The sequence below is a fragment of the Nocardia vinacea genome (assembly GCF_035920345.1).
In the GTDB taxonomy this organism is placed as follows: Bacteria; Actinomycetota; Actinomycetes; order Mycobacteriales; family Mycobacteriaceae; genus Nocardia; species Nocardia vinacea_A.
The window spans coordinates 9,428,112-9,448,186 of sequence record NZ_CP109149.1 but is presented as its reverse complement, the minus strand read 5'-3'; the positions used below and the strand labels follow the sequence as shown (position 1 = coordinate 9,448,186).

The following is a 20,075-nucleotide window of genomic DNA, read 5'->3' as shown; positions in this document are numbered from 1 at the left end:
GAGGACTGGTTGCTCATGGCTTGACGTCGTTGTCGAACCGGGCGCGCTCGTCGACGGCTGCGGCGAGGACGGAGGCACCCGGTCGTTTGCCGAATTTCCATTCGTTGAAGGCCAGGTTGAGGAGGACGGCGGCAACTGCGGCGGCGCTGATTCCGGAGTTCAGGACCACTGCGATTCTTTCGGGGAGGGCATCCCAGAATTCCGGTGCCGCAACGGGTATGAGACCGAAGCCGATACCGACCGCGACGATGATCATGTTGAGGTTGTCCTGGTAGTCCACCCTGGACAGGGTGCGAATCCCGCTCGCCGCAACCGATCCGAAGAGCACGAGTCCAGCACCGCCGAGTACCGGGTACGGAATTCCGGCGACTATCGCGCCGACCACTGGGAGCAGGCCGAGCAGCAGGAGAATCAGGCCGCCGGTTGCCACTACGAACCGGCTTTTGATTCCGGTCAGTGCGACCAGGCCGACGTTTTGTGCGAATGCGCTGCAGGTGAAGGATCCGAAGACCGGCGCAACCGTCGTCGACAGCATGTCGGCTCGCAACCCGTCCGCCACGCGCCTGGCATCGACGTCGGTTCCGACGATTTCACCGATCGTGAGGATGTCGGCCGTGGTTTCGATCAGGGTCACCAGGATCACGATTGTCATCGCGACGATGGCCCCGACTTCGAAGGTCGGCGACCCGAAGTGCAGCAGCTGCGGCGGCGCGACCAGGCGGGCGTCGCCCACGTCGGAGAAATCGGCCTTGCCTGCGCACGCCGCGATGACGGTACCGAGCACCAGCCCGATAAGAATCGACAGTCGCGACAGCGCGCCCTGGAACAGACGACTGATCACCAGGATGATCAGCAGCGTCAGGCCGGCGAATCCGATATTGGCCAGGGAACCGTAGTCGGGTGCGGCGGAGTTGTTGCCCATTGCCCAGTTGAAGGCGACCGGCATCAGCGAAAGGCCGATCACGGTGATGATCGTGCCCGTCACCACCGCGGGGAACAATCGCACCAGTTGCGCGAAGAACGATGACAGCACCAGACCGATTACCCCGGCGACGATTATCGAGCCGAATACCGGACGTAACCCGCCGGTGGTGGCAATCGCCACCATGGTCGATACGCCTGCGAAGGAAACCCCCTGCACGATGGGCAATCGGCTGCCGAACGGTCCGATTCCGAGGGTTTGCAGCAGCGTCGCGAGGCCCGATACGAATAGGGCCGCCGTCACCAGTAATCCGATGTCGGCGGCGGATAGCCCGGCCGCGCCGCCGACGATGAGCGGTGGCGCGATCACACCCCCGTACATCGTCAGAATGTGCTGCGCTCCGTACGCGGCCAACTGCCCCGGCGAGTGTCTTGCATCTTCCGGTCGTCCACTGTCCGCCCGGCCGCGACGCCAAGTCAACATCCCCATGCCTCATCCTCTCCGATTGCGGAAATGATGTTCCGCTACACGGAAATGTGACAGGCATCACTCGAGTGTGGCTACGGTAGGTATGTCCAGTCTTCGGCCCCTCCTCGCTACAACGCATTGTCGGTTCGGCTAGTTGCCTCTGTCTCTCGAGACTTCGCAACCGGATTTCGCGATCTTCGCCATCGGGGTGGCTTGATGTCCATCGGTGAGCTCAGTGCGAGAACATCCACTCCCCGACGACGGCGTTGACCGCCGGGCAATATGTCAACCGGTTCGGCTCTATGACGAGCGGAACGCTAACTGGTACACCGCTGTCTGTAGGGAGCACTGGGTGGGCAACCGGTTGGATCTCGGTGGTATCCGAGCCGATTCCAGAGATCGACGCCGCGGGCTCGACTTCGATGCGAGACTTCGACGCCCATCAAGGGCGGGCATTTAAGATGCATCGATGACTGATCGGGAGCCGAGCCGAGTCGACGTCGCCTCTCCGGCGGGACAACCGGTCGACGTGCCTGTCACCTTCTCGTGGCCACGCGATGTCGCACACGTCAATCCAGGCGTGAACATGGTGGTGCGGGCTGTCGGGTCGGAGGTGGGGCGCGCGCTGCTGATAGAGGTCGACTTCGGAGAGTTTCCCGATCTCCGCGAAGTGTCTGAAACACAACAGGCCGTCCGGGCGTTACTGCTCACGCTCGTCGACTACGAGGTATCGAAACTTCCTGAGCGACGGCCAGATCCGGACTCGGAGACCACGGAAAAGATGATGCAGATCATCAACGAGGCTGCGGAGGATCACACCGAAGTCGGCGACTTGGTCCGGGAAATCCTGAAAACTCGAGACGCCGAGGTATTGGCCACGGTCGTGTCCGGTCTCGCGGGGCGACTTCCCGCGCGGATCGAAGCGTCGTTGTCGATCTCCAGCAGTGTGACAGTCAACCCGTGGCAAGAGGTCGTTCAAGTTGCGGTTCCGGCTGTCACAACGGGCGGATTGATGGCCGCTGCGGCACGCGCGGGGTGGGTCGCACTGCACAACGTACCGGCGATTCTCGATGTCATCGTGCGGGCAACCACAATCAAGGCGGAGCGAGCGGCCCGGATCGCAGCATTGGAAGCGGAGGCGTCCATCCACCAGAACGAGGCTCTGCTGGAAATAATCCGAACCTCGACAGAGGCCGCCGCTGCGCGCAGATCGCTCGATGCGATCTTGGACGTATCACCCGATATCGCGGGACGTATTCAGGTTCAGTCGATTTCCGATGAAGAGGCGAACGAACGACGGCATCGCCTGCTCCGAGCTGTTAGGCCAGACGCGGAGCCATCCGATAGTCCAGCTTGAGCGCAATCGGCTGGTGCCAGCGGACCCAGTGATCTCTTTCCCGCGAGCGGCGTATCGGTCGGGAGGTGCGCGGCTGCTAGGAGCGGATGATGGTCGGATTCGGCCGGACCGGTGCCCATCGGTCCCTTGGTGCTGTCGGCGGTGAGTCTGGCTGTGCTGGCCGTCTCCGGCTATCTCGGCGAAAACTGGCCTGCCACTATGGCGTCCGGGTAGCCCGACTTTTTACTGGAGTGACCCGCGCGCGACCTCCGGCCGCGCGTCCCGGCTGTGTGGAGATCTGGCCATCCCCACCGTAATAATCGTTCTTCGGCTGCGGGCCAAACGTTCCCTGCACCAGTCGCTTACAAGGTCAATCCGCTTGAACGCTGTGCCGACGACGAAAGATCCACTACGTTCGCGTGCGCAAAACGCAAAGTTTAGTGGTGTTCAAAAAGCCTGTTCACACCACCATTCTTCCTTTCCCTGCCACGACGTCGCTGCCCACACCGCATACAGATCCAACAATCCGGCGTGCCCGTCGTTATGTCTCGCCGCCGTTCACCATGCTGTGACGACGGGTCGTAGTTGTCACCAGTGAGATCGATCGACCTAGGCCGCCGAAACCTGTGCCGATAATCGCCACCTTGACCCGAGTCACGACCTCGGAATCACCTGTCGCGCTGGAGCTCTCGATCATTTCCGACCCGCCCTCACCAAGCCGCCGACGCGGTCCAGCGCCGTACGGGCGTTGGCGATACCGATACGCGCGACGATCGTGGGCGAGAGCAAGGCGCTGGGTCTATCGACCAGTCCCATCACTCGGTAGAGGGCTGTCGCGACTGCGGAGTCCCGTTCGGCGGCGATTAACGCGGGATCGAGGGCTGCGACGGCGCCTCGGACCGGTAGCGAGGCGCTGGCGGTGACGTGTGGCATGGCGCCGTCGGCGATCACGGTGAGTTGCCAGGCGTTGTCGATCTCGGGCGTGACCGCCGTGTAGAACCGTGCGGCAAGGTCCTTTCCTCCTCGGGCGAGGCAGTCGCGCAGCACAGTCATTTGGATCGCGGCGACTGTCATTCCTTGGCCGTAGACGGGGCTGAAGCTGCACAGGCTGTCGCCGACCGCGAGCAGGCCCTCGGGGAAACGGTCGAGGCGCTCGTAGCGGCGGCGCAGGTTGGCCTTGTATCGGAAGGTCGAGATGTCGCCCAGCAGTTCACCGTTCTTGATGGCGTCCAACACGTCGGGTGGGGCGATTGCTGCGGCGAAGTCGACGAATCCCGCCTGGTCCTTCGGTGGTTCCTCGCCGTCGTGGCCGATCAGCGTCAAGATATGACGATCGCCTTCGACGGCGAACAAGGCCAGCGCACGCGGTGGCAGATCGCGCACACCGATCGTGATCAGCTTGTCGCGGGGCAGCGCGTTGGGCGGCAGCTGGATGAAGGCGCTGCGGTAGACGATGTCGATCGTGGCGCCTTCTTCGGCCGGCCGGTCATAGCCGAGCTTTTCCAGCCATGACGGGACGACGCTGGCGCGCCCCATCGACGCCACGACCAGGTCCGCGTCGAGGGTCTCGCGGGCGCCGTCGGTGCGGTCCAGGATTGCGACACCGGTTACCCGGGTGCCGTCGGCGCTGACGGCCGGTGCCCCGGCATCGCATCTGTCGCGGATGGTGACATTGGGCAGCGCCTCGACCCGCCTGCGGAGGTGATACTCCAGGTGTGGGCGACTTGCCTGAAATGCTTTGTGCCCGGTAGGTACTCGCTTGAGAGTGCGGCCGGCCATGGTGAAGCGAACTTCGCTGAGCGCGTCGCATTCGACCACACCGCTTGCCTGCAGGTCCTGCCCGAACCCCGGGAACAGCTCCTCGAGGATGTTCTTACCCCGCGGCAGCAACCCGTGCACGTGTCGCCCCTGCGGGACGCCTTTCCGCGCCTCGGAATCGTCGAGCAGGGCATCGCGCTCGATCACCGTCACCTTTGCGTAAGCCTCACTGAGCACACGAGCGGCCAGGAGCCCGCCGATGCCCGCACCCAACACGACCGCGTGATCGCCGATTTTTCGCATGCCCTACCTCCGAACGTCGATGTTCCGAGTCCTGCGCGTGGATCGAATCAAAGATCCATCACTGAGACTGATTGCGAATGTAGTCTCAGTGTCGAAGATGGCGCAACTAGTCGAGGCGCCTCAGATCGGGGAGCGTGCAGAATGACCGGCATGACCAATGCGACCCAGTCGTCCTCGTTACTCGTGGACACCGCCTTGGCGATGATGGCCGAGATCGGCCTGGACGACCTGACCCTGACCGCGGTCGCTCGCCAGGCTGGCGTCTCACGCGCAACCGCCTACCGGGAGTTCGGAGACAAGAACGGTCTCATCGGAGCCGTCAGCAAAATCGAAGTAGCCCGCATGATGAGCGCCGCCTACCTCGAGATCGACATGTTCTCTCCGGTGCAGCAGCTGGCGAAAGACGCTGTGGTCTTTGCTATCCGCTACCTGCGGCGACACCCGGTGATCTCCCGGCTGCGCGACCGGGAACCGGCATGGCTGCTCAACGTTGCGATAGAGCACGAAGGGTCCGATCTCAACCTGATCGAAACCGTCGGCACCTTCATCGCGCCACTCCTCGCCGCCCGCGACGACAGCACCTCACTGATTGTCACACCGGCACAGGCGGCAGAGATCGCCGTCCGCACCGCGCTGTCGCATGTACTGATCGAACGCAGCAACCTCACCGACGAACAAGTCGGCGAAGCAGTAGCCCGTGCCGTCAGCCACTAGCGGATCAAGCACTGCGACGGATCGTACAGTTCGTATCAGCAAGCGGCTCATGCATTTATTCGGTGACTCTCTGGGCGCCACGCAGAGAGAGCTTTGGTTCGGCAGCGGGCCGCAACCGATGAGCCAAACGCGACAGCCCTCCGTTATAGAACATAAGTTCGAATTGAGGTACCGTCGGATCGTGCCTCAACTCTCCGGCGTGGACTGGGCCGAGATGAACCTCGAGCAGGTGGCGTGACCAGCTGCTCGACCCGGCCGCATTCCGGTCCCCACACCGCTCGATGCTGCCGCAATAATCTATTCGTGGACGAGCGCTGTTCTAGATCGAAACCTCTCGTGAAAAACAAAAACCCCTGCTCAGAGGGGGTTTGTGGGGCGGGCGGGGCTCGAACCCGCGACCAATGGATTATGAGATCAAACGCTCCGAACGGTGTCCTGACCAGGCAATACCCTGGTCAGGGATCTGCAAAATAGTAAAATATTGCTGTCGTGACGCATCCTATTGATCTTGATGGCCCAGACGGCGGCATTGTCGAATCCCGTTCAATCCGACAATGCTTCAAGCCTGACTTGTGTGCCATCAACGCTGACCAGTCCGACTATTCCAGGAGGGCTGGCCAACAGCTCAAGGATACGGCGGACCACAGACATAGCCTCGGCGCGGGAAGCTATGCCGCTGGTGAGTTCTGAACTCGTTCTATCCTGCGTGGACCAAGCGGCCGTCACCCCATAACTTTCAGCCTGGCGCATGGAACCAGCGCGAGTCGTGAGGCTCACTAGGGTGACCTCGTCACCCCGGACCCAAGATTCCTCGTACTCGTTCTTCTTGATCCGAAGCCAGATCGTACTGGGCACTATCCCCACCCTCTCCTCGAGGCGAAACCGCCTATGGCCCAAGCCTACTGACACAGCACAACCACGATGCAGCGAGCGGATCCGCATATAGTCGGCCTCCTGAATCGGAAGGTGACCGATACGGGCCCGCCTAGCTGTAGTCGTAGTTCAGGGTCCGAGGATTGCCCGGATCTGGTCTACCGCGGGGCGTGCGGTCAGCTCGTCCAGCGTCGCGATCGGTTCGTCCGCACCCGCGAACCAACGTCCGACCCGGTCGACCGGCTCTCGTCCCGTCGATGTCGCCGGATCTTTCGCCAGCACGCACGAAACTCCTGCGATAGCCTCTAGATTCAGAATCCGCGAGCAACCGCGGTCGGTAGTTGGGGGACCTACAGATGAGGATCAGTTCCCGTCGGACAGTATCGCTTCACTGGAGTGCCGGTTGGCTCGGCCACAGGATCACTCGACATGTCGCCTTCGGCTTGACAGTCGTCACCGGCGTGCTGCGCGAAGTCAGCCAAACCTACGGGGCGACATCGACAATCGTGTCGGCACTCGCTCTCTGCGGGGTTGCGACTTCCCTCTTCATACAGACCCAACAGTTCAAGGCATCCCGATACGAGACAGTTCGTCGCTACCAACTTGACTTGAACCGTATTGCGCTGGAGGACCCGACGACCTACGGGCCGTGCATCGGGAGGCTAGTCGAACCACCCGGCATCGAGGCTCGCCAGTTCTATTACGCCGCTGCGTGGATGCGGTACGGACTGATGGCATATGAGTCTGGCGTGGTCAGCGAACGGTCGCTACGCGAGGATCTGTTCGGCGTTGTATTCCGTAGCGAGATCGGCCGAGACTACTGGAGTCAGACCGGGTCACTGTGGGGTGAGACGATGGCGAGCTACAACCACCGGACCCGGGCATTCAAACGCCAATTTCGATCCTCCTGTCACTGATCGCCGCGGATTCACTGGGCGAGTATGTTTCTGCCATGGGTGGTGGGAGGCTGGCGCTGGTTGTCGGATCCGAATGCGCTGCGTTGGCGACCCTTGAGTTTCCTGGGCAGCTCGCGATCGAATTGCATTCGCGTCTGGGCGGTTTGGGTGGTTGGCAGGATGCGACCAGTCTTCCGGGTCCGTTACTGAATCCGACCGCCGCCGAGTTGGCGGCCGCGGTGGATGAGGCGTTCGCTGCCGCGTCGCGGCAGCGGGCAACGCTGTTGATCAGTTTCGTCGGGCATGGCACTGCGACCGGTGCCGAGGATTTCTATCTCCTCGCTCGTGATTCGCCGGTGCTGCCGAACTCGGGTACGGCGTTTCATCTGACGCAGGGAATTCGGGAACGGTTGAACACGGCGGCGGTGGACGGGTTGATCGTGCTGGTCGATGCGTGCGACACCGGCCAAGGTGTGCAGGGCGCTGCCCGCCGGTGGAGCGAATTGCTGGCCCGCTCGCAAGGCCGCATGGAGCTACTCGTCGCGGCCGGGGAGGGCCCGGCCTTCGCGGGTTGTTTCACTCGCACCATGGTTACCGCGTTTGATACCGGGCTTGGGCTGCGGGGGGAGAATCTGTTGCCGTCGGATTTGGTCGATCCGATCGTGGGGGCCTGCACTCGCCAACAGCCTCAGCATTTGTCGTTCACCGCGGGCGCGGAAACATCGGCCTCGGGCGGGGATCCGGGGCTGTGGCTGGTGCCCAACATCGCCCGCCGTCGCGACGCGGTCAGTGGGCGTCCGGCGGCGGGGTTCGTCGATCAACTCACCCGCACCTTGATGTTGACCGACACCATTCGGGAACGACTCACCGAGATCCTCGAAACGAGCCGTCAACGGCTGCGAGTGGTGGCCGGTCCACCGGGGTGCGGCAAGTCCACGCTGATGGCGATGCTCATCCGGCCCGGCCTGGTCGAGGGATTAACGATCGCGCCGGAATACATCACCGCAGCGATCTTCCTCACCGTCGCCAGCTCGCTCGAGTCCGTCGCGGCCGAACTGTCGACCCAGCTGGGTAATAGGGTTCCTGGCTTTACCGCCGCCGCCCGCGCGGCCCGCGAGCTCGCGGAGCACACCGGATCCCCCCTCGACGTGTTCGATATCGAGATACGCCAGCCCCTGGCGCGGGTCGCCAAGCCCGGTGACCGGGTCACGATCGTGTTCGACGGACTCGACCAGCCCGAGCAGGGCAGCCGGGACCTACTCGTGCACGCGGTGTCCATGCTGACCCGCGACGCCGAGTTCAGCCATGTACGGGTCATCGCCGGGATCCGCGAAGGCACCGGTGTCGAGGACCTGCCCGCCTTGGCCCACATGTGCCGCATCGACTTGCGCGAGCCCACTGCCGCCGAGATCGCCGCGATGGTACGCAAACCGACGCGAGCCGAACATGAGCGCCTCGATCCGGCCAAGTGGATCAACTGGATCGACGCGCTGCTGGCGCAGATACCAACGACCATCGAGGGCGAACGAGCGGTCGCGGGCGGCTGGCTGGTGGCTCGGCTGCTGATCGACGTCAACGGCCAGCAGGTCGCCGAGGGTGTCGGCCTTGACACCTTGGTCGCGCATCGTGTCCGCGACGGGGTCGTGTCGACTGGGCCTGACTCCGGCGGGGCGGTGGGTCGGTTGCTGGGCATCCTTGTCGCGGCGGGCGCCGGGCCCGTGTTGCCGTTGGAACTGCTCGAATTCGCACTGTCTAGTCTCGGTGTGTCATGGACGACCGCCCGTGTTCGTGACGTCACGGTCGGTTTGGGTGTGCTCCTGAGCCGCAGCCGTCCCGGCAGGACCCGTGAATCCCTTGGCATCACCCACAACGCCCTGATACCCGCGCTGCAAGCCGAAAGCCAGCGGCTCGGTGCGCATGCCGAGCAGGCACATCGCGCGATCATCGCAGCGATCCAAAACATCACCACCGACCAAGCCCTCGATTACGCCCGCGGATCAGCGGTGCGCCACTACCTCGCCTACGGCGACTCGACTGCGGCAGTGTTGTTCCTCAGGAGCCTGGACACACCCCGCGCCGCGGACAATCGTGATCGGTGGGGCGCCTGGCTGCCGTCTTTCACCGACACCGTCGGACCCGACCACCCCGCCACCCTCACCACCCGTGGCCACCTCGCCAACTGGCGTGGGCACAGCGGCGACTTGGACGGGGCCGTCACCGAATTCGAGGTGCTGCTCACCGACTATCTGCGGGTACTGGGACCAGACCACCCCGACACCCTCACCACCCGCGGCAACCTCGCCCGCTGGCGTGCGCAGAGCGGCGACCTGGACGGGGCCGTCACCGAATTCGAGGTGCTGCTCACCGACCGTCTGCGGGTACTGGGACCAGACCACCCCCACACCCTCACCACCCGTCACAACCTCGTCCACTGGCGTGCGCAGAGCGGCGACCTGGACGGGGCCGTCACCGAATTCGAGGTGCTGCTCACCGACCGTCTGCGGGTACTGGGACCAGACCACCCCGACACCCTCACCACCCGTCACAACCTCGCCTACTGGCGTGCGCAGAGCGGCGACCTGGACGGGGCCGTCACCGAATTCGAGGTGCTGCTCACCGACTATCTGCGGGTACTGGGACCAGACCACCCCGACACCCTCACCACCCGCGGCAACCTCGCCAACTGGCGTGGGCACAGCGGCGACCTGGACGGGGCCGTCACCGAATTCGAGGTGCTGCTCACCGACCATCTGCGGGTACTGGGACCAGACCACCCCGCCACCCTCACCACCCGTCACAACCTCGCCCACTGGCGTGCACAGAGCGGCGACCCCGCCGGGGCAGTCACCGAACTCGAAGGACTGCTCACCGACCGTCTGCGGGTACTGGGACCAGACCACCCCGCCACCCTCACCACCCGTCACAACCTCGCCCATTCGCGTGCGGAGAGCGGCGACCGCGCCGGGACAGTCACCGAACTCGAAGGACTGCTCACCGACTATCTGCGGGTGCTGGGACCAGACCACCCCGCCACCCTCACCACCCGTCACAACCTCGCCCATTCGCGTGCGGAGAATGGCGACCCCGCCGGGACAGTCACCGAACTCGAAGGACTGCTCACCGACTATCTGCGGGTGCTGGGGCCAGACCACCCCGACACCCTCACCATCCGTCACGACCTCGCCTACTGGCGCGGGGTAACCGGCGGCGCGGCTGATGCTGCGACTGCGGGATGACCAGCATCGCCCGGCTCCGTTGTCGGCGAGGTCCATCCGATTGCCGATCGCGACGAGGACAGTCGTGAAGTTCGCAGTTAGCGGTGAGGTCGAAGGGCCAGGATCTCAGGCCACCCGGCAGCCGTAGGCCTGAATTGTGTTCGGCGAGCGTCACGCATCCGCGAGAAACTGCAGCCACGCCGTCCCTTCTGGATGCAGGAACTGTCGTTGTCCACGATCGCGGACCGCTTTTCGCCAGAATCTTGCCGTAATGCTTTCTCTAACCCCACTTCAGCGCATCGAGCACGTCGTCGCACGCTACGGCAAAGCGCTGACAGTCATACCGCTAATCCATCAGATCCGAGGCGACCCGCAACGCAGCTGACAACAACTGACATGAGCTTTGCGGGGCCAGATAACGCGCGGTCACCGCTTTGGGCCAGGTCAAATGACCGTCGGCGCCGTGCCTGACCTGGCTGCAGGAGGTCACCATCGAGTCCACAACAGCGCGAAGTACCTGGTCGTGGGCGCCCTCGAGGAACGGCTACCCGCCTCGCCGTTCTGGCGAGCCGAATGGTGGTCGCTGGGCGAAGGGAAGAATCGAGCGCTGTATTGGCCCCTGTCCCACATCGAGCAGTCAGTCCCTCGTCTGTTCGGTCTCGTATATGTCTCCGGGTTCCTCGCCATCCTTCTTGCCTGAGTTGCCACGCAAGTACCTGATCGCCCACTGTGATGGTGGCGTTGCCCCGCGGTCGAATCAGCACCTCCCGGCCTGCAATCGCGGTGTATCGTGGCCCGCCACGGCGGTGGGCCCTAGCCGACCGAGGATCTCGCGGCTATCGCGGGCGCGGATCTCGTAACAATCCGCCGGGTCATGGACGCACTCACCGAGGCCGGACTGGCGTGGCCCGAACCCGGCGACAAGACCGCCCGCTGACGACGGAGATCCGGCTACTTCCCGTAACACCTGACCAGTTACAGCGCTTCACAGAGCGATGATCGAATTCCTCAAGTCCAACGCTGGCATATTCACGTTGGCCACCATCGCCCTGGTCTTCCAGCTCGTCGGCGCAGGCATCGTCGTGTACGACCTTTTTCGGCACTACGGCGTGGCTGGGAAGTTCGCGCAGAACATGAGCACCATCGAACGCGCCCACCAAGAGCTACAAGACGACTCGTGGAACGTGACTCTCACTCAGTACACGAAAGACGGCGACGAGGCGTGGGCCAAGATGATCCGGCCTACCGTCGAAGTCCTGATGAGGGCCAACAAAGCCGGACTTGCCGCCGACACGATCGCGCAGAATCTCCTCGCCACTGTGGCCGTACCGAATCGGTGGAGGACGTGGATCGGACCAATAGCGCTTCTCCTGGGCATCATGATCGCGTACTTGGCGACGATGTTCTCCGTCCGCTGACGGCCGTAAAAGCCCAGGGCCCGGTTGATCAGCTCCTCCAAACGACGAATCGCCCTGTTGCCCAGAAGGAATCCCAGTCAACTGGGCGATTCGTCGTTGGATAGTGGTGGTTATCGGCTCGGTGCAGCTGGTGGGCTGTCGAGGTATCGCCCCCAACAACCGAGAGGAGGCCGCGTCCCCCCGCCATCCAGATGATGGACACGCACGAATCTGCTCCTCCCCGATTACCTCGGCTAGTCGGCAACGTTACACGTTCCGCAATCTGCTGCTCGAAGTTCAGCTGTGGCATGCAAGGCTAAAACCACTGCGCTAGTGGCTCATTCAGGAATGTTGGCGCGATAATCGGGTGTCGGGTTGAAAGGTTGTCCATTCCTACACCGTCCATCGCGTGACTGACTCACATCCCGACCATGGAACCGACCAATACACACTCGCGTCTAACCTGTTGATCCGCACCAACGTTCGAGGAGGCTGCATGATAGGCCAACCCGGCTCGACCCCCAACGATTTCGCGCTGGTCCCCGACGAAGTCACCGACGCCGGCCGGTACGTCCAGCAGGTCGCTGAATCGCTCGTCAACGGCCTGAACTCGATCGATACGGACATCACAGCACTGCTGTCCAATTGGCGCGGCACCTCCGCCGATTCGTTCAGCGCGGGGTGGACAGAAACCAAGCAGGGCGCCGACACCATCCTCGACGCGTTGGCCGATATGGCCGAACTGCTCGGTGTCGCGAGCCGGACCCTGGACGATCAGGACAAGGCGCGGGCAGACACCACTCTCGCGTTCACCGGGTCGCTGGACCTTCCGGAGTTGTGATGGTCGAGAACGCACAGCCTTTCCGTGTCGATCTCGACGAGCTCGAGCAAATGGTCGCCCGCGTCTCCGGGTTCATCGGTTTCCTCAACGACAGTCTCGACGGGTTGCAGCACCGCATCTCCACGGTGCAGCAGAACTGGAACGGTGCCGCCGCGGATGCGCAGGCCGAGGCTTTTCGCGAGTGGCACACCGGGGCGACCGATGTTTCCGAGGGGATCGACACCATGCGCCAAGCGGTACGGGATGCGCACGACCGATACACGGCCGCCATCGCCGCGAATCTTGCGATGCTGGGCAGGTCGTAGGACCCGATGACGACGTTGGTAGTCGATCCCGCGGTGTATTCCTCGGCTGGCAAGACACTGTATTCGTACGCCACCGCGTACCAGCGGATCTTCTCCACACAGATCGCCGCGCTGAGCGAAACCGCCAATATGGGCGGCAATGTGGGCGAATCCAAAGCGTGGGCCACGTCCTATGATTCGACCGTCACCACGGCGAGGAGTATGACAGAGCTGCTTGTCACCGCGATGGGCAACTACGCCGGCATACTGAACCAGCTCGGCTACAACTACGCTCTCGCGGATTACGTTGCGGGAACCGGCCGACCGGAACCGACGAAACCAGCGGATTTGTTGCCTGCATGGTCGGTATGCGTGACACCGCCGCCCTCGGCAGGAGGGCCCGGTAGTGGCCTGTTCGACGATGTCGGGTTCGCGGTGTCGGCGCTCGAGGATTTCGGCGTGTCGATGCCCGACGGGGAACCCCACGACTTGCAGACCGCCGCCGATGCCTGGGACAAGCTCGCCTCCTCCGAATCGGGGGTGGGCAACCTGCCGACGCTGCTGGACCAGCTGGCGAAGACATTCGAGAGCGAAACCGCTCCCGATGCCTCCCATGTCGATGAGGACATCCGGGAGCTGAAGGCGTCCGCCGAGGGCGTGCTCACCCTCTACAAGGACCTCGCCAAATCCTGCCGCGACCATCGCTCCGCGATTCTGGAGTTCCGGACGCAATTGGGCCAGCTGCTGGTCGATCTCGCCAAGGATCTCGCTCAGGAGGTCGCCGAGACCGTCGTCCTCAGTGTGATAGCGGGTGCATTGACGGCCGGGTTCGGTGCGGCGGCGATCGCCGCCGCCAAAGCGGGCAAGCTCGCGCTGAAGATGAAGAAGTATGTCGACCGGGTGCTTGCCGCCAAACGGTTAGCGAAATTCGTCGACAAGGTCACCGAAACCGGCGAGGATCTCGCCGCGAGACGGGCGGCGCTCCAGCGCATCGCCGACCTCATGGCACAGCGCACGGCCGATATCGCCAGGATCGCGCGCGACAAGTTGAAGAGTTCGCTTGACTACGCGCTCAAGGACGAACCGATGAAACATGTATTCGACTATTCGAAGCATAATCTGGACGAATTTGTCCAGCAATCTGGTAGCCGGGAACAAGCCATGAGAAAATTGATTGAGAGTGTTCAGGGGGTTCCCGAGGGGGTCTATGGGCCGGGTAACGCTTTGGTGAGAACAATAGATGGACATACGATACATGTACGCGGCGCGATGATTGACGGTGTATTCAAGATCAGTACGGCATACATTCCCTAACGCTTTTGGAAGGTGAGGAAATATGAATGGAACATCGACAATGCCACGCCCGCTCTCTTCGTTGGAAGAGTCAATCATTCGGAAATTGTTGTCGGTCGACTTTCCCGGTGCGAGTGAGTTCGTATCACAAATCGCGCACACTCGGGTGGCTGCCAAGTGGAGCGACGGGTCGCCGAGTCTCTATCTGCATGTCTCTTCCGATGCGCCAAAGTCGAGCTTTGAAGATGGCGAGTTGCCGGTATCCGGTGAAGTGACCGACCCGCGCGGGACTGTCACTGGATTCATCACCCTTTGGGCAGAGGATGGGTTTCTACACGGGCTCGAGTACGCGTGGCACACAGACCGGTGCCCAGTGTCGCTACCGAACCCGGCCGATGTCTTGATCAAGCGGTTCAAGTAACACCACCTACGAGGAGGGCTGATGAGTGCCACACCGATTCAGCCGCAGGCGCTGACCGAGCTCGAGTCCGGCGTCGTCACCAAGCTGCTGTCGTCCGGTGCCGCCGGTGCGGGTGAGTTCCTGTCGCAGATCCCGTTCGCGCAGGTCGTCGCGACCTGGGGTGTCGGTTCGCCCAGCGTTGACCTGGCGGTGCTGCCCGGTGCGGTGCCGGCATCCGGATCGACGGACGGGATCTTTGCCAGCGGAGCGGTCACGGACCGGAACGGGGCACCTGTCGGTGAGGTCATCCTGTGGGTCGAGAACGGCAGGCTCAGCGGAATCGAGTACGCCTGGTATACGGATGAGCGCCCACGGGCGCTGCCCGAGCCCGCACAAATCGAGGTTCTGTAGAGCTGTCCTCGACTCGGGCAGCACCTAGTTACCCGTCATGCAACGTAGGGCAGAAAATCGGGTAGCCGGATCTTGGAGTCGGGTAGCCGGAAGATCAACGGGCAGAGATCATCTCGTGTTGTCTGGCCGTCTGCCATTCGGTTGAAATCCAACTGCCCGAGCTCGTGGCCCGCGTTTACGCAGAAGTCCGGGTTGCGCATCGATCCAAGCGGTCCGATGCGCAACTCGCAGAGGAGGATTCGGCGCGTCGCGAAATGATTATGGGCTGACGCCGATGACCATCTGCCCGGTGACCTGCTGTCGAACAGATCCGGGCTGACGTGCCCTTCGACCCCGTAGCGGGCTTATTGGCGTTCGTCTATTTCGACGGTGACGCCGTTGTTGTCGATGGCAGCGTGGTAGCCGAGTGCGTCGCTGTCGTCGTCAGGAACCGACACGAATTGCTCTCCCATGATGAAGGATTCACGAATCGATGGTCGTGCAGTGCCCGGTTGGAAGTACCGGCACAGCACTGTTTCTCGGATCGCGGCCGCCCCAGTGCTGGTGCCGGTGTCGCTTTCAATGTGCGGGACCATGACGTGGTCAGTGGCATGCCACGGTCCAAGCCACACGGCGATGTAATCGGTCATACTTGGTTGTCATGGACCCGGGTTGGATCGCTCTGATCGGTGCAGCTGTTGGCGCGGTGGGGGCTTCGAGCGCAGCGGCGATTGCGGGACGATCGGCTCGCCGTGTTGCTTTGTCCCAGAAGGCAAGTGACAGCGTCCAGTGGCAGAGAGAAAAGCGACGTGACGCCTATGCTGCGTTCCTGGACGCCGGTGCACAGGCCCGAGACGAACTCACCGCGATCTGGCGACTTGTCCGATCGGCGGGGCTGGACGATACGGGTATCCGATCGCGATTGGAGTCGGCTCATTCCCTCACCGATCAGGTCCGACGCGCCAGCGCAACCAACTTCGTCGAAGGGCCGCAATCCATTCTGGTGCCGACGCGCCGAGCGGAGGAGAACATCGTCATCTTCCGGCGGCTACTGGAAGAGTTGCTGCTGAAGCCGCCGTCGGAGCGGAATGCCGTGGAGGCCGCTGGGGTGTGCCTGAGCTTGGAGGCGCAGATTCGCAGCGATCTCGACCGTTTCGCTGCTAGCGCACGTGAGGTGCTGGATGCAGCCGAGCACCAGAGCGTTCTGGTCGACGCGCCGTCTGTGCCACCAGCAGCGGCCGAGCTCGAGTGGTTGCTGGCGCGGATACGAGAATTTCAGCCGGAACCGTGGCCGATCGATGTCAAACGACCAGTGTTCGAGACGGGAATCGATTCGCTGGCCCTGATCCAAATCGGAGCAAGAGCTCGACAGGAGTTTGCAGTCGACGGCAACGGCTGGCTGATTTCCTCACTGGCGATGCAATCGGTCGAAGACGTGGCAGGGCATCTCGCACAAGGCAGAACCAATGGCGGAGCAGCGTAGCCGAGACCCGAGAAGTCGCTATCCACGGCGCCGCCTCTGCGTCACCTGCGACTCGCAGCGGACAACTACCGATGGCGCACAACGGCATTGATGGCTGGGCCCTACGACCATGCTGGGTGACGGTCCGTCCGCCGATCGTTGTGTCTGATCGGCGGACGGATCCGCCAGTGGCTATTCCACTGTCCCTGCGACTATTTGGCCGGTGATCTGCTGGACGAACAGGTCCGGGTTGACGTGGCCGTCGGCGCGGTGGCGTGCGCCGTGGTCGCCGATTTCGATGTTGACTCCGTGGCCGTCGATGGCGGCTCGGTAGCGTTCGGCGTCATCGTCGTCGACGATGGACAACAGTTCCCGGCCGACGAGGAAGGATTCCCGGGTCGGTGGTTGTGGTGTGCCGGGTGGGAAGTACCGGAACAAGGCGGTTTCGGAGATGATGGTCGGCTCGGTGCCGGTGCCGGTGTCGAGGTCGACGTCGCGGTGGACGTGCATGACTACGACGTGGTTGGCGCATTGCCGGGGTCGCCGGGATTTCAGGGGCGGCGGCGTTGAGCCGGTCAGCGACTTCGTCCCCGCCGGGGCGGCGACGTTGGGTCGGCGGTCTGGGTGGTCGGAGATTTTTCTCCTCCCTCGCGTTACCTACCGCAGGATCCGAACCTACAGAAGAAGAGATATATGTGACTTGTGATCTGTGAGACGCGTACGCGAGGCCAGCTGCGGCGCCAACGGATTCGCTACCGGTTTCGCTAGCGCCCAGGCGTTGATTCTCCGCCTTCGCCAGCACGCCTGATTTGCTGTCTGACCTGGCCTGTTCCTGGCGTCGAGTGGAGTCGGAATAGACGGTTTGATGGTGGCGATAGTCGTGCATGATGGCGAAACCTTGGCCGCATGGTGTCGACACTGTGCACGCACCGTAGCGGCACGGCGTGGCCGTGGTGCAGTCGTGGTGGCGCCAGCATCCCGCCATGGTGAGCGCGTCACGGATGCGTCGTGGCGCGATCCTGCGGGCTACGGCGGAAGGCACGAGGCCATTGGTGCGGTTGCGGTGGCAGTACATCCACAGCTCGATCAAGGTCAGCTTCGCCACCGGTGACAGCGGACCGGTGCGATGGTTCTCCAAGAAATCGACACTGAGCTTGATATAGCCGCGACGGTCCTTCGCACACTTGTCGGCGATGACGCCGTGGAGGCTCTGATGCCTGCCGTAATCGTGCATCACGAACACCTCCTGCCCGCACGGTGCCGCCACCATGCACGCGCCGTGCAGGCACGGCGCTGCCGTAGTGCAATCGTGGTGATGCCAGCATCCCGCCACTGTGAGGTTCTCACGCAGGCGTTTGGGTACTGAGCGACGCGCGTACGAGGCGGGAATGACACCGTCGGTGCGGTTACGGGCGCAGTACATCCACAACCCGATCAGGGTCAGCTTCGCCACCGGTGACAGCGGACCGGTGCGATGGTTCTCCAGGAAATCGAGACTCAGCTTGATGTAGGCGCGCGTTTCCTTCTTAACCTCGGCCAGTTCAGCGGACATACCGGTACTCCGAAAGACGGTGCACACCAACCGCCCCCATCACGATGCGCGGTCGACGAACCCGGTGCGCGGGATCGAAGGCGGGGCGATCAGTCGAGTGGGTCGACATCACGGGATTCGTGTTCACCGTCGTGCCAACGCCGTTCGGTCACACTGGCACGGCCGCCGCTGCTCTCGATGATGTAGTCGCACTCGTAGAGCACCCGCATCACTCGGCCGTGTATATCGCGGCACTGGTGGATCACAGCCCATTGCTCGCCGTCGCCGAACGGGTCGTGCTCGCCCCAGAGAGGCAATCGTGCTGGCGTACTGGCGGTCTCGTGCGCGGTCATGGACGGCTCCGCACCGGCGTGTACACCGGGGCTGCTGTGTTCTGCTGGACCGTGTCTGCGATGAGCGGACGCGGCCCCGTTTGAGGGCAGCGCTGATCAGCCAGAGGGCTGTCCCGTCATCGAGCGCGCAGACCTGCTCGAGGGTGAACGGCTCTCCGTGTTCGATGAGGGCGTCGAGGTTGTCGGAGATGCGTTGCTCGGCTGGCGATAGGATCAGGCAGTCGTAGCGCAGGATCCGGGTCTGCAGGGTGCCCACCGTGATTCCGAGCTTGCGGGCAATCGCCTCGTGGCTCATCAGCGACTGGCGCAGAAACCGGTACTCCTCGATAAAGACCATGCGGGCGTCCTCAGCGGCGATGCGTGCGGCGCTGGGCTGTGAACGCCCGCGGCGGGTACTCATGCCGACCTCGGCTGCGCGAGCTCATCGAGGTATTGGTGGTAGTGACATTCCCGCCATCGCAGTGGACCGGAATCGCCATTGAGCCGGAACCCCTTGTCCGCCAAGGGATGCGGCTTCACCTGCGCCCTCCACTGCAACACCAGCTGCTTGGTCACCTTCAACCGTGCTGCGATCTCGGCAGTGTCGAGCAACCCATGCTCGCACCCGTGTGCGTCACAACGTTTCGTCATTCGTTCTCACCCCCTCTCCTGTGCGTGCTTCTCGGAGGTCTCCACTGAGCCGCGCAGCCCGGCCTGCTTGGCGTCCACCGCCTCCATAGCCTGCTTGATCGCCACGATCAATTCCCGCAGCGTGGTCGCAGAGCCCTCGAGGTCGACCGTGGGTGCACCAAGCAACCGATAGGACTCGATCTCGAGATAGACCGCGCGCAACTGCTCCATGGATTCCACATCGAGGATCCGCTGCCGGAACTCAGCGACCGTGGGGACGTCTTCGCCGCAGTCGAGCCAATCGGCGATCTGGTTGGCCAACTCCGCACCGGGAATGGGGATCACCTGGTTGGTCAGAAACGGCAGACGGGTCTTGGAGATGTGCAGGTTGTTGCGCAGGTCGAGGTCGGCGACGATATCGAACTCGAACTCGAGGCCTTCTCGCTGCACCGGGCGGGTGCCGACCTTGCGCGGGACCGAACGGCCTTTGCCGTCTTCGTCGACGACGTACTCGGTCTTGGTGCGCATGGTGACGATCAAGTGCCCAGGGAAGGTAAGCATCGCCTCGACCATCCGGCGCTCGTCGGGGTTGGCTTCCTTCCACCCCGAGAAGCTGTTGCTGCCCGATTTGCGGCGGTCGACCTGCTCGAGCATCCCGTCCTGGCCCATCCAGTAGTGCGACCACGAGTCGATGATCAGCGTGGTGAACCCGTGACCGGCCGCTACACCGAGGATTTCGACCAGGCTGGCCGGTGAGAACCGATCCGGCTCGACCGTCTGCCAACCCCAGCCGTTGAGGCCCTGATACTTGCTGGCGCTGCCATGCTCGGTGTCGACCATGCCAACGATTCCGCCCTCACGCTGCGCCCATTCCCAGGCCAACGCGAGAGCGGTATAAGTCTTGCCCGACCCAGATGGTCCGGCTAACGCCATGCGCGCCTTGCTCTTTCGCCGGACCGCAGGCTTAAACTCGAACGCCATCACCACCACCGCACCGGTGGATAAACGGCGAGCCCGGCCACCAAGACAT

General features: G+C 63.1%; 19 protein-coding genes. 12 read left to right on the top strand and 7 right to left on the bottom strand.

The window, feature by feature from the left end; genetic code table 11:
* Positions 1-13: 13 nt before the first annotated feature.
* Positions 14-1,405: a nucleobase:cation symporter-2 family protein gene (locus OIE68_RS42825; RefSeq protein WP_327102011.1), complete on the bottom strand. Its 1,392-nt coding sequence runs from the start codon at positions 1,403-1,405 to the stop codon at positions 14-16.
* A 454-nt stretch (positions 1,406-1,859) separates the two neighbouring features.
* Here OIE68_RS42825 and OIE68_RS42820 point away from each other — a divergent pair, with 454 nt between their 5' ends.
* A complete protein-coding gene (locus OIE68_RS42820) occupies positions 1,860-2,747 on the top strand; it encodes a hypothetical protein (RefSeq protein WP_327096588.1) in 888 nt (295 codons plus the stop codon).
* A 672-nt stretch (positions 2,748-3,419) separates the two neighbouring features.
* Here OIE68_RS42820 and OIE68_RS42815 read toward each other — a convergent pair.
* Positions 3,420-4,787, bottom strand: a complete 1,368-nt coding sequence (locus tag OIE68_RS42815; protein WP_327096587.1) for an FAD-dependent oxidoreductase — start codon at positions 4,785-4,787, stop codon at positions 3,420-3,422.
* A 141-nt stretch (positions 4,788-4,928) separates the two neighbouring features.
* Between OIE68_RS42815 and OIE68_RS42810 the strand changes: the two genes are divergently transcribed.
* Positions 4,929-5,501 (top strand): TetR/AcrR family transcriptional regulator, encoded by a 573-nt coding sequence (locus OIE68_RS42810; protein ID WP_327096586.1) that lies wholly within the window; start codon positions 4,929-4,931, stop codon positions 5,499-5,501.
* Between the two features lie 1,002 nt (positions 5,502-6,503).
* Here the strand turns inward: OIE68_RS42810 and OIE68_RS42805 are convergent.
* Positions 6,504-6,656 (bottom strand): hypothetical protein, encoded by a 153-nt coding sequence (locus OIE68_RS42805; RefSeq protein WP_327096585.1) that lies wholly within the window; start codon positions 6,654-6,656, stop codon positions 6,504-6,506.
* A gap of 74 nt (positions 6,657-6,730) precedes the next feature.
* On the opposite strand from OIE68_RS42805, the gene OIE68_RS47340 reads away from it, so the two are divergent.
* From OIE68_RS47340 to OIE68_RS42770, 9 genes are all read left to right on the top strand, one after another.
* Entirely contained in the window at positions 6,731-7,291 is a 561-nt protein-coding gene (locus OIE68_RS47340; RefSeq protein WP_419150849.1) for a DUF6082 family protein, read from the top strand.
* A gap of 35 nt (positions 7,292-7,326) precedes the next feature.
* Positions 7,327-10,506, top strand: a complete 3,180-nt coding sequence (locus tag OIE68_RS42800) for a tetratricopeptide repeat protein (RefSeq protein WP_327096584.1) — start codon at positions 7,327-7,329, stop codon at positions 10,504-10,506.
* Positions 10,507-10,933: 427 nt separating this feature from the next.
* Positions 10,934-11,185, top strand: a complete 252-nt coding sequence (locus OIE68_RS47335) for a RipA family octameric membrane protein (protein WP_419150647.1) — start codon at positions 10,934-10,936, stop codon at positions 11,183-11,185.
* A 295-nt stretch (positions 11,186-11,480) separates the two neighbouring features.
* Complete coding sequence (locus OIE68_RS42795) at positions 11,481-11,903, top strand: hypothetical protein (protein ID WP_327096583.1); 423 nt, start codon at positions 11,481-11,483, stop codon at positions 11,901-11,903.
* Between the two features lie 475 nt (positions 11,904-12,378).
* A complete protein-coding gene (locus OIE68_RS42790; protein WP_327096582.1) occupies positions 12,379-12,723 on the top strand; it encodes a WXG100 family type VII secretion target in 345 nt (114 codons plus the stop codon).
* The gene (locus OIE68_RS42785) at positions 12,723-13,028 is read left to right on the top strand and encodes a WXG100 family type VII secretion target (RefSeq protein WP_327096581.1); all 306 of its coding nucleotides are present in this window, start codon (positions 12,723-12,725) and stop codon (positions 13,026-13,028) included. The genes OIE68_RS42790 and OIE68_RS42785 overlap by 1 nt, the downstream gene beginning before the upstream one ends.
* A gap of 6 nt (positions 13,029-13,034) precedes the next feature.
* A complete protein-coding gene (locus OIE68_RS42780; protein ID WP_327096580.1) occupies positions 13,035-14,321 on the top strand; it encodes a hypothetical protein in 1,287 nt (428 codons plus the stop codon).
* 421 nt (positions 14,322-14,742) lie between these two features.
* On the top strand, positions 14,743-15,111 hold the full coding sequence (locus tag OIE68_RS42775) for a hypothetical protein (protein WP_327096579.1): 369 nt from the start codon (positions 14,743-14,745) through the stop codon (positions 15,109-15,111).
* Between the two features lie 1,039 nt (positions 15,112-16,150).
* Positions 16,151-16,573 (top strand): acyl carrier protein, encoded by a 423-nt coding sequence (locus OIE68_RS42770; protein WP_327096578.1) that lies wholly within the window; start codon positions 16,151-16,153, stop codon positions 16,571-16,573.
* Positions 16,574-16,744: 171 nt separating this feature from the next.
* On the opposite strand, the gene OIE68_RS42765 is transcribed toward OIE68_RS42770, so the two are convergent.
* On the bottom strand, positions 16,745-17,062 hold the full coding sequence (locus tag OIE68_RS42765; protein ID WP_327096577.1) for a hypothetical protein: 318 nt from the start codon (positions 17,060-17,062) through the stop codon (positions 16,745-16,747).
* A 473-nt stretch (positions 17,063-17,535) separates the two neighbouring features.
* On the opposite strand from OIE68_RS42765, the gene OIE68_RS42760 reads away from it, so the two are divergent.
* Complete coding sequence (locus OIE68_RS42760; RefSeq protein ID WP_327096576.1) at positions 17,536-17,715, top strand: hypothetical protein; 180 nt, start codon at positions 17,536-17,538, stop codon at positions 17,713-17,715.
* A gap of 478 nt (positions 17,716-18,193) precedes the next feature.
* On the opposite strand, the gene OIE68_RS42755 is transcribed toward OIE68_RS42760, so the two are convergent.
* From OIE68_RS42755 to OIE68_RS42745, 3 genes are all read right to left on the bottom strand, one after another.
* Positions 18,194-18,436, bottom strand: coding sequence for a hypothetical protein (locus tag OIE68_RS42755; protein ID WP_327096575.1), 243 nt, complete (start codon positions 18,434-18,436; stop codon positions 18,194-18,196).
* A 396-nt stretch (positions 18,437-18,832) separates the two neighbouring features.
* Positions 18,833-19,066 carry a hypothetical protein gene (locus OIE68_RS42750; RefSeq protein ID WP_063047916.1) on the bottom strand — a complete coding sequence of 78 codons (234 nt, stop codon included), beginning with the start codon at positions 19,064-19,066 and terminating at the stop codon, positions 18,833-18,835.
* Between the two features lie 6 nt (positions 19,067-19,072).
* Positions 19,073-20,026, bottom strand: a complete 954-nt coding sequence (locus tag OIE68_RS42745; RefSeq protein ID WP_327096574.1) for an ATP-binding protein — start codon at positions 20,024-20,026, stop codon at positions 19,073-19,075.
* Positions 20,027-20,075 lie beyond the last annotated feature (49 nt).

Excerpts from the sequence above, each read along its gene's own strand:
- OIE68_RS42825 (WP_327102011.1), bottom strand. The coding sequence starts at position 1,405 with ATGTTGACTTGGCGTCGCGGCCGGGCGGACAGTGGACGACCGGAAGAT.
- OIE68_RS42820 (WP_327096588.1), top strand. The coding sequence starts at position 1,860 with ATGACTGATCGGGAGCCGAGCCGAGTCGACGTCGCCTCTCCGGCGGGA.
- OIE68_RS42815 (WP_327096587.1), bottom strand. The coding sequence starts at position 4,787 with ATGCGAAAAATCGGCGATCACGCGGTCGTGTTGGGTGCGGGCATCGGC.
- OIE68_RS42810 (WP_327096586.1), top strand. The coding sequence starts at position 4,929 with ATGACCGGCATGACCAATGCGACCCAGTCGTCCTCGTTACTCGTGGAC.
- OIE68_RS47340 (WP_419150849.1), top strand. The coding sequence starts at position 6,731 with ATGAGGATCAGTTCCCGTCGGACAGTATCGCTTCACTGGAGTGCCGGT.
- OIE68_RS42800 (WP_327096584.1), top strand. The coding sequence starts at position 7,327 with ATGGGTGGTGGGAGGCTGGCGCTGGTTGTCGGATCCGAATGCGCTGCG.
- OIE68_RS47335 (WP_419150647.1), top strand. The coding sequence starts at position 10,934 with ATGACCGTCGGCGCCGTGCCTGACCTGGCTGCAGGAGGTCACCATCGA.
- OIE68_RS42795 (WP_327096583.1), top strand. The coding sequence starts at position 11,481 with ATGATCGAATTCCTCAAGTCCAACGCTGGCATATTCACGTTGGCCACC.
- OIE68_RS42790 (WP_327096582.1), top strand. The coding sequence starts at position 12,379 with ATGATAGGCCAACCCGGCTCGACCCCCAACGATTTCGCGCTGGTCCCC.
- OIE68_RS42785 (WP_327096581.1), top strand. The coding sequence starts at position 12,723 with ATGGTCGAGAACGCACAGCCTTTCCGTGTCGATCTCGACGAGCTCGAG.
- OIE68_RS42780 (WP_327096580.1), top strand. The coding sequence starts at position 13,035 with ATGACGACGTTGGTAGTCGATCCCGCGGTGTATTCCTCGGCTGGCAAG.
- OIE68_RS42775 (WP_327096579.1), top strand. The coding sequence starts at position 14,743 with ATGAGTGCCACACCGATTCAGCCGCAGGCGCTGACCGAGCTCGAGTCC.
- OIE68_RS42765 (WP_327096577.1), bottom strand. The coding sequence starts at position 17,062 with ATGCACGTCCACCGCGACGTCGACCTCGACACCGGCACCGGCACCGAG.
- OIE68_RS42760 (WP_327096576.1), top strand. The coding sequence starts at position 17,536 with ATGGTGAGCGCGTCACGGATGCGTCGTGGCGCGATCCTGCGGGCTACG.
- OIE68_RS42755 (WP_327096575.1), bottom strand. The coding sequence starts at position 18,436 with ATGACCGCGCACGAGACCGCCAGTACGCCAGCACGATTGCCTCTCTGG.
- OIE68_RS42750 (WP_063047916.1), bottom strand. The coding sequence starts at position 19,066 with ATGACGAAACGTTGTGACGCACACGGGTGCGAGCATGGGTTGCTCGAC.
- OIE68_RS42745 (WP_327096574.1), bottom strand. The coding sequence starts at position 20,026 with ATGGCGTTCGAGTTTAAGCCTGCGGTCCGGCGAAAGAGCAAGGCGCGC.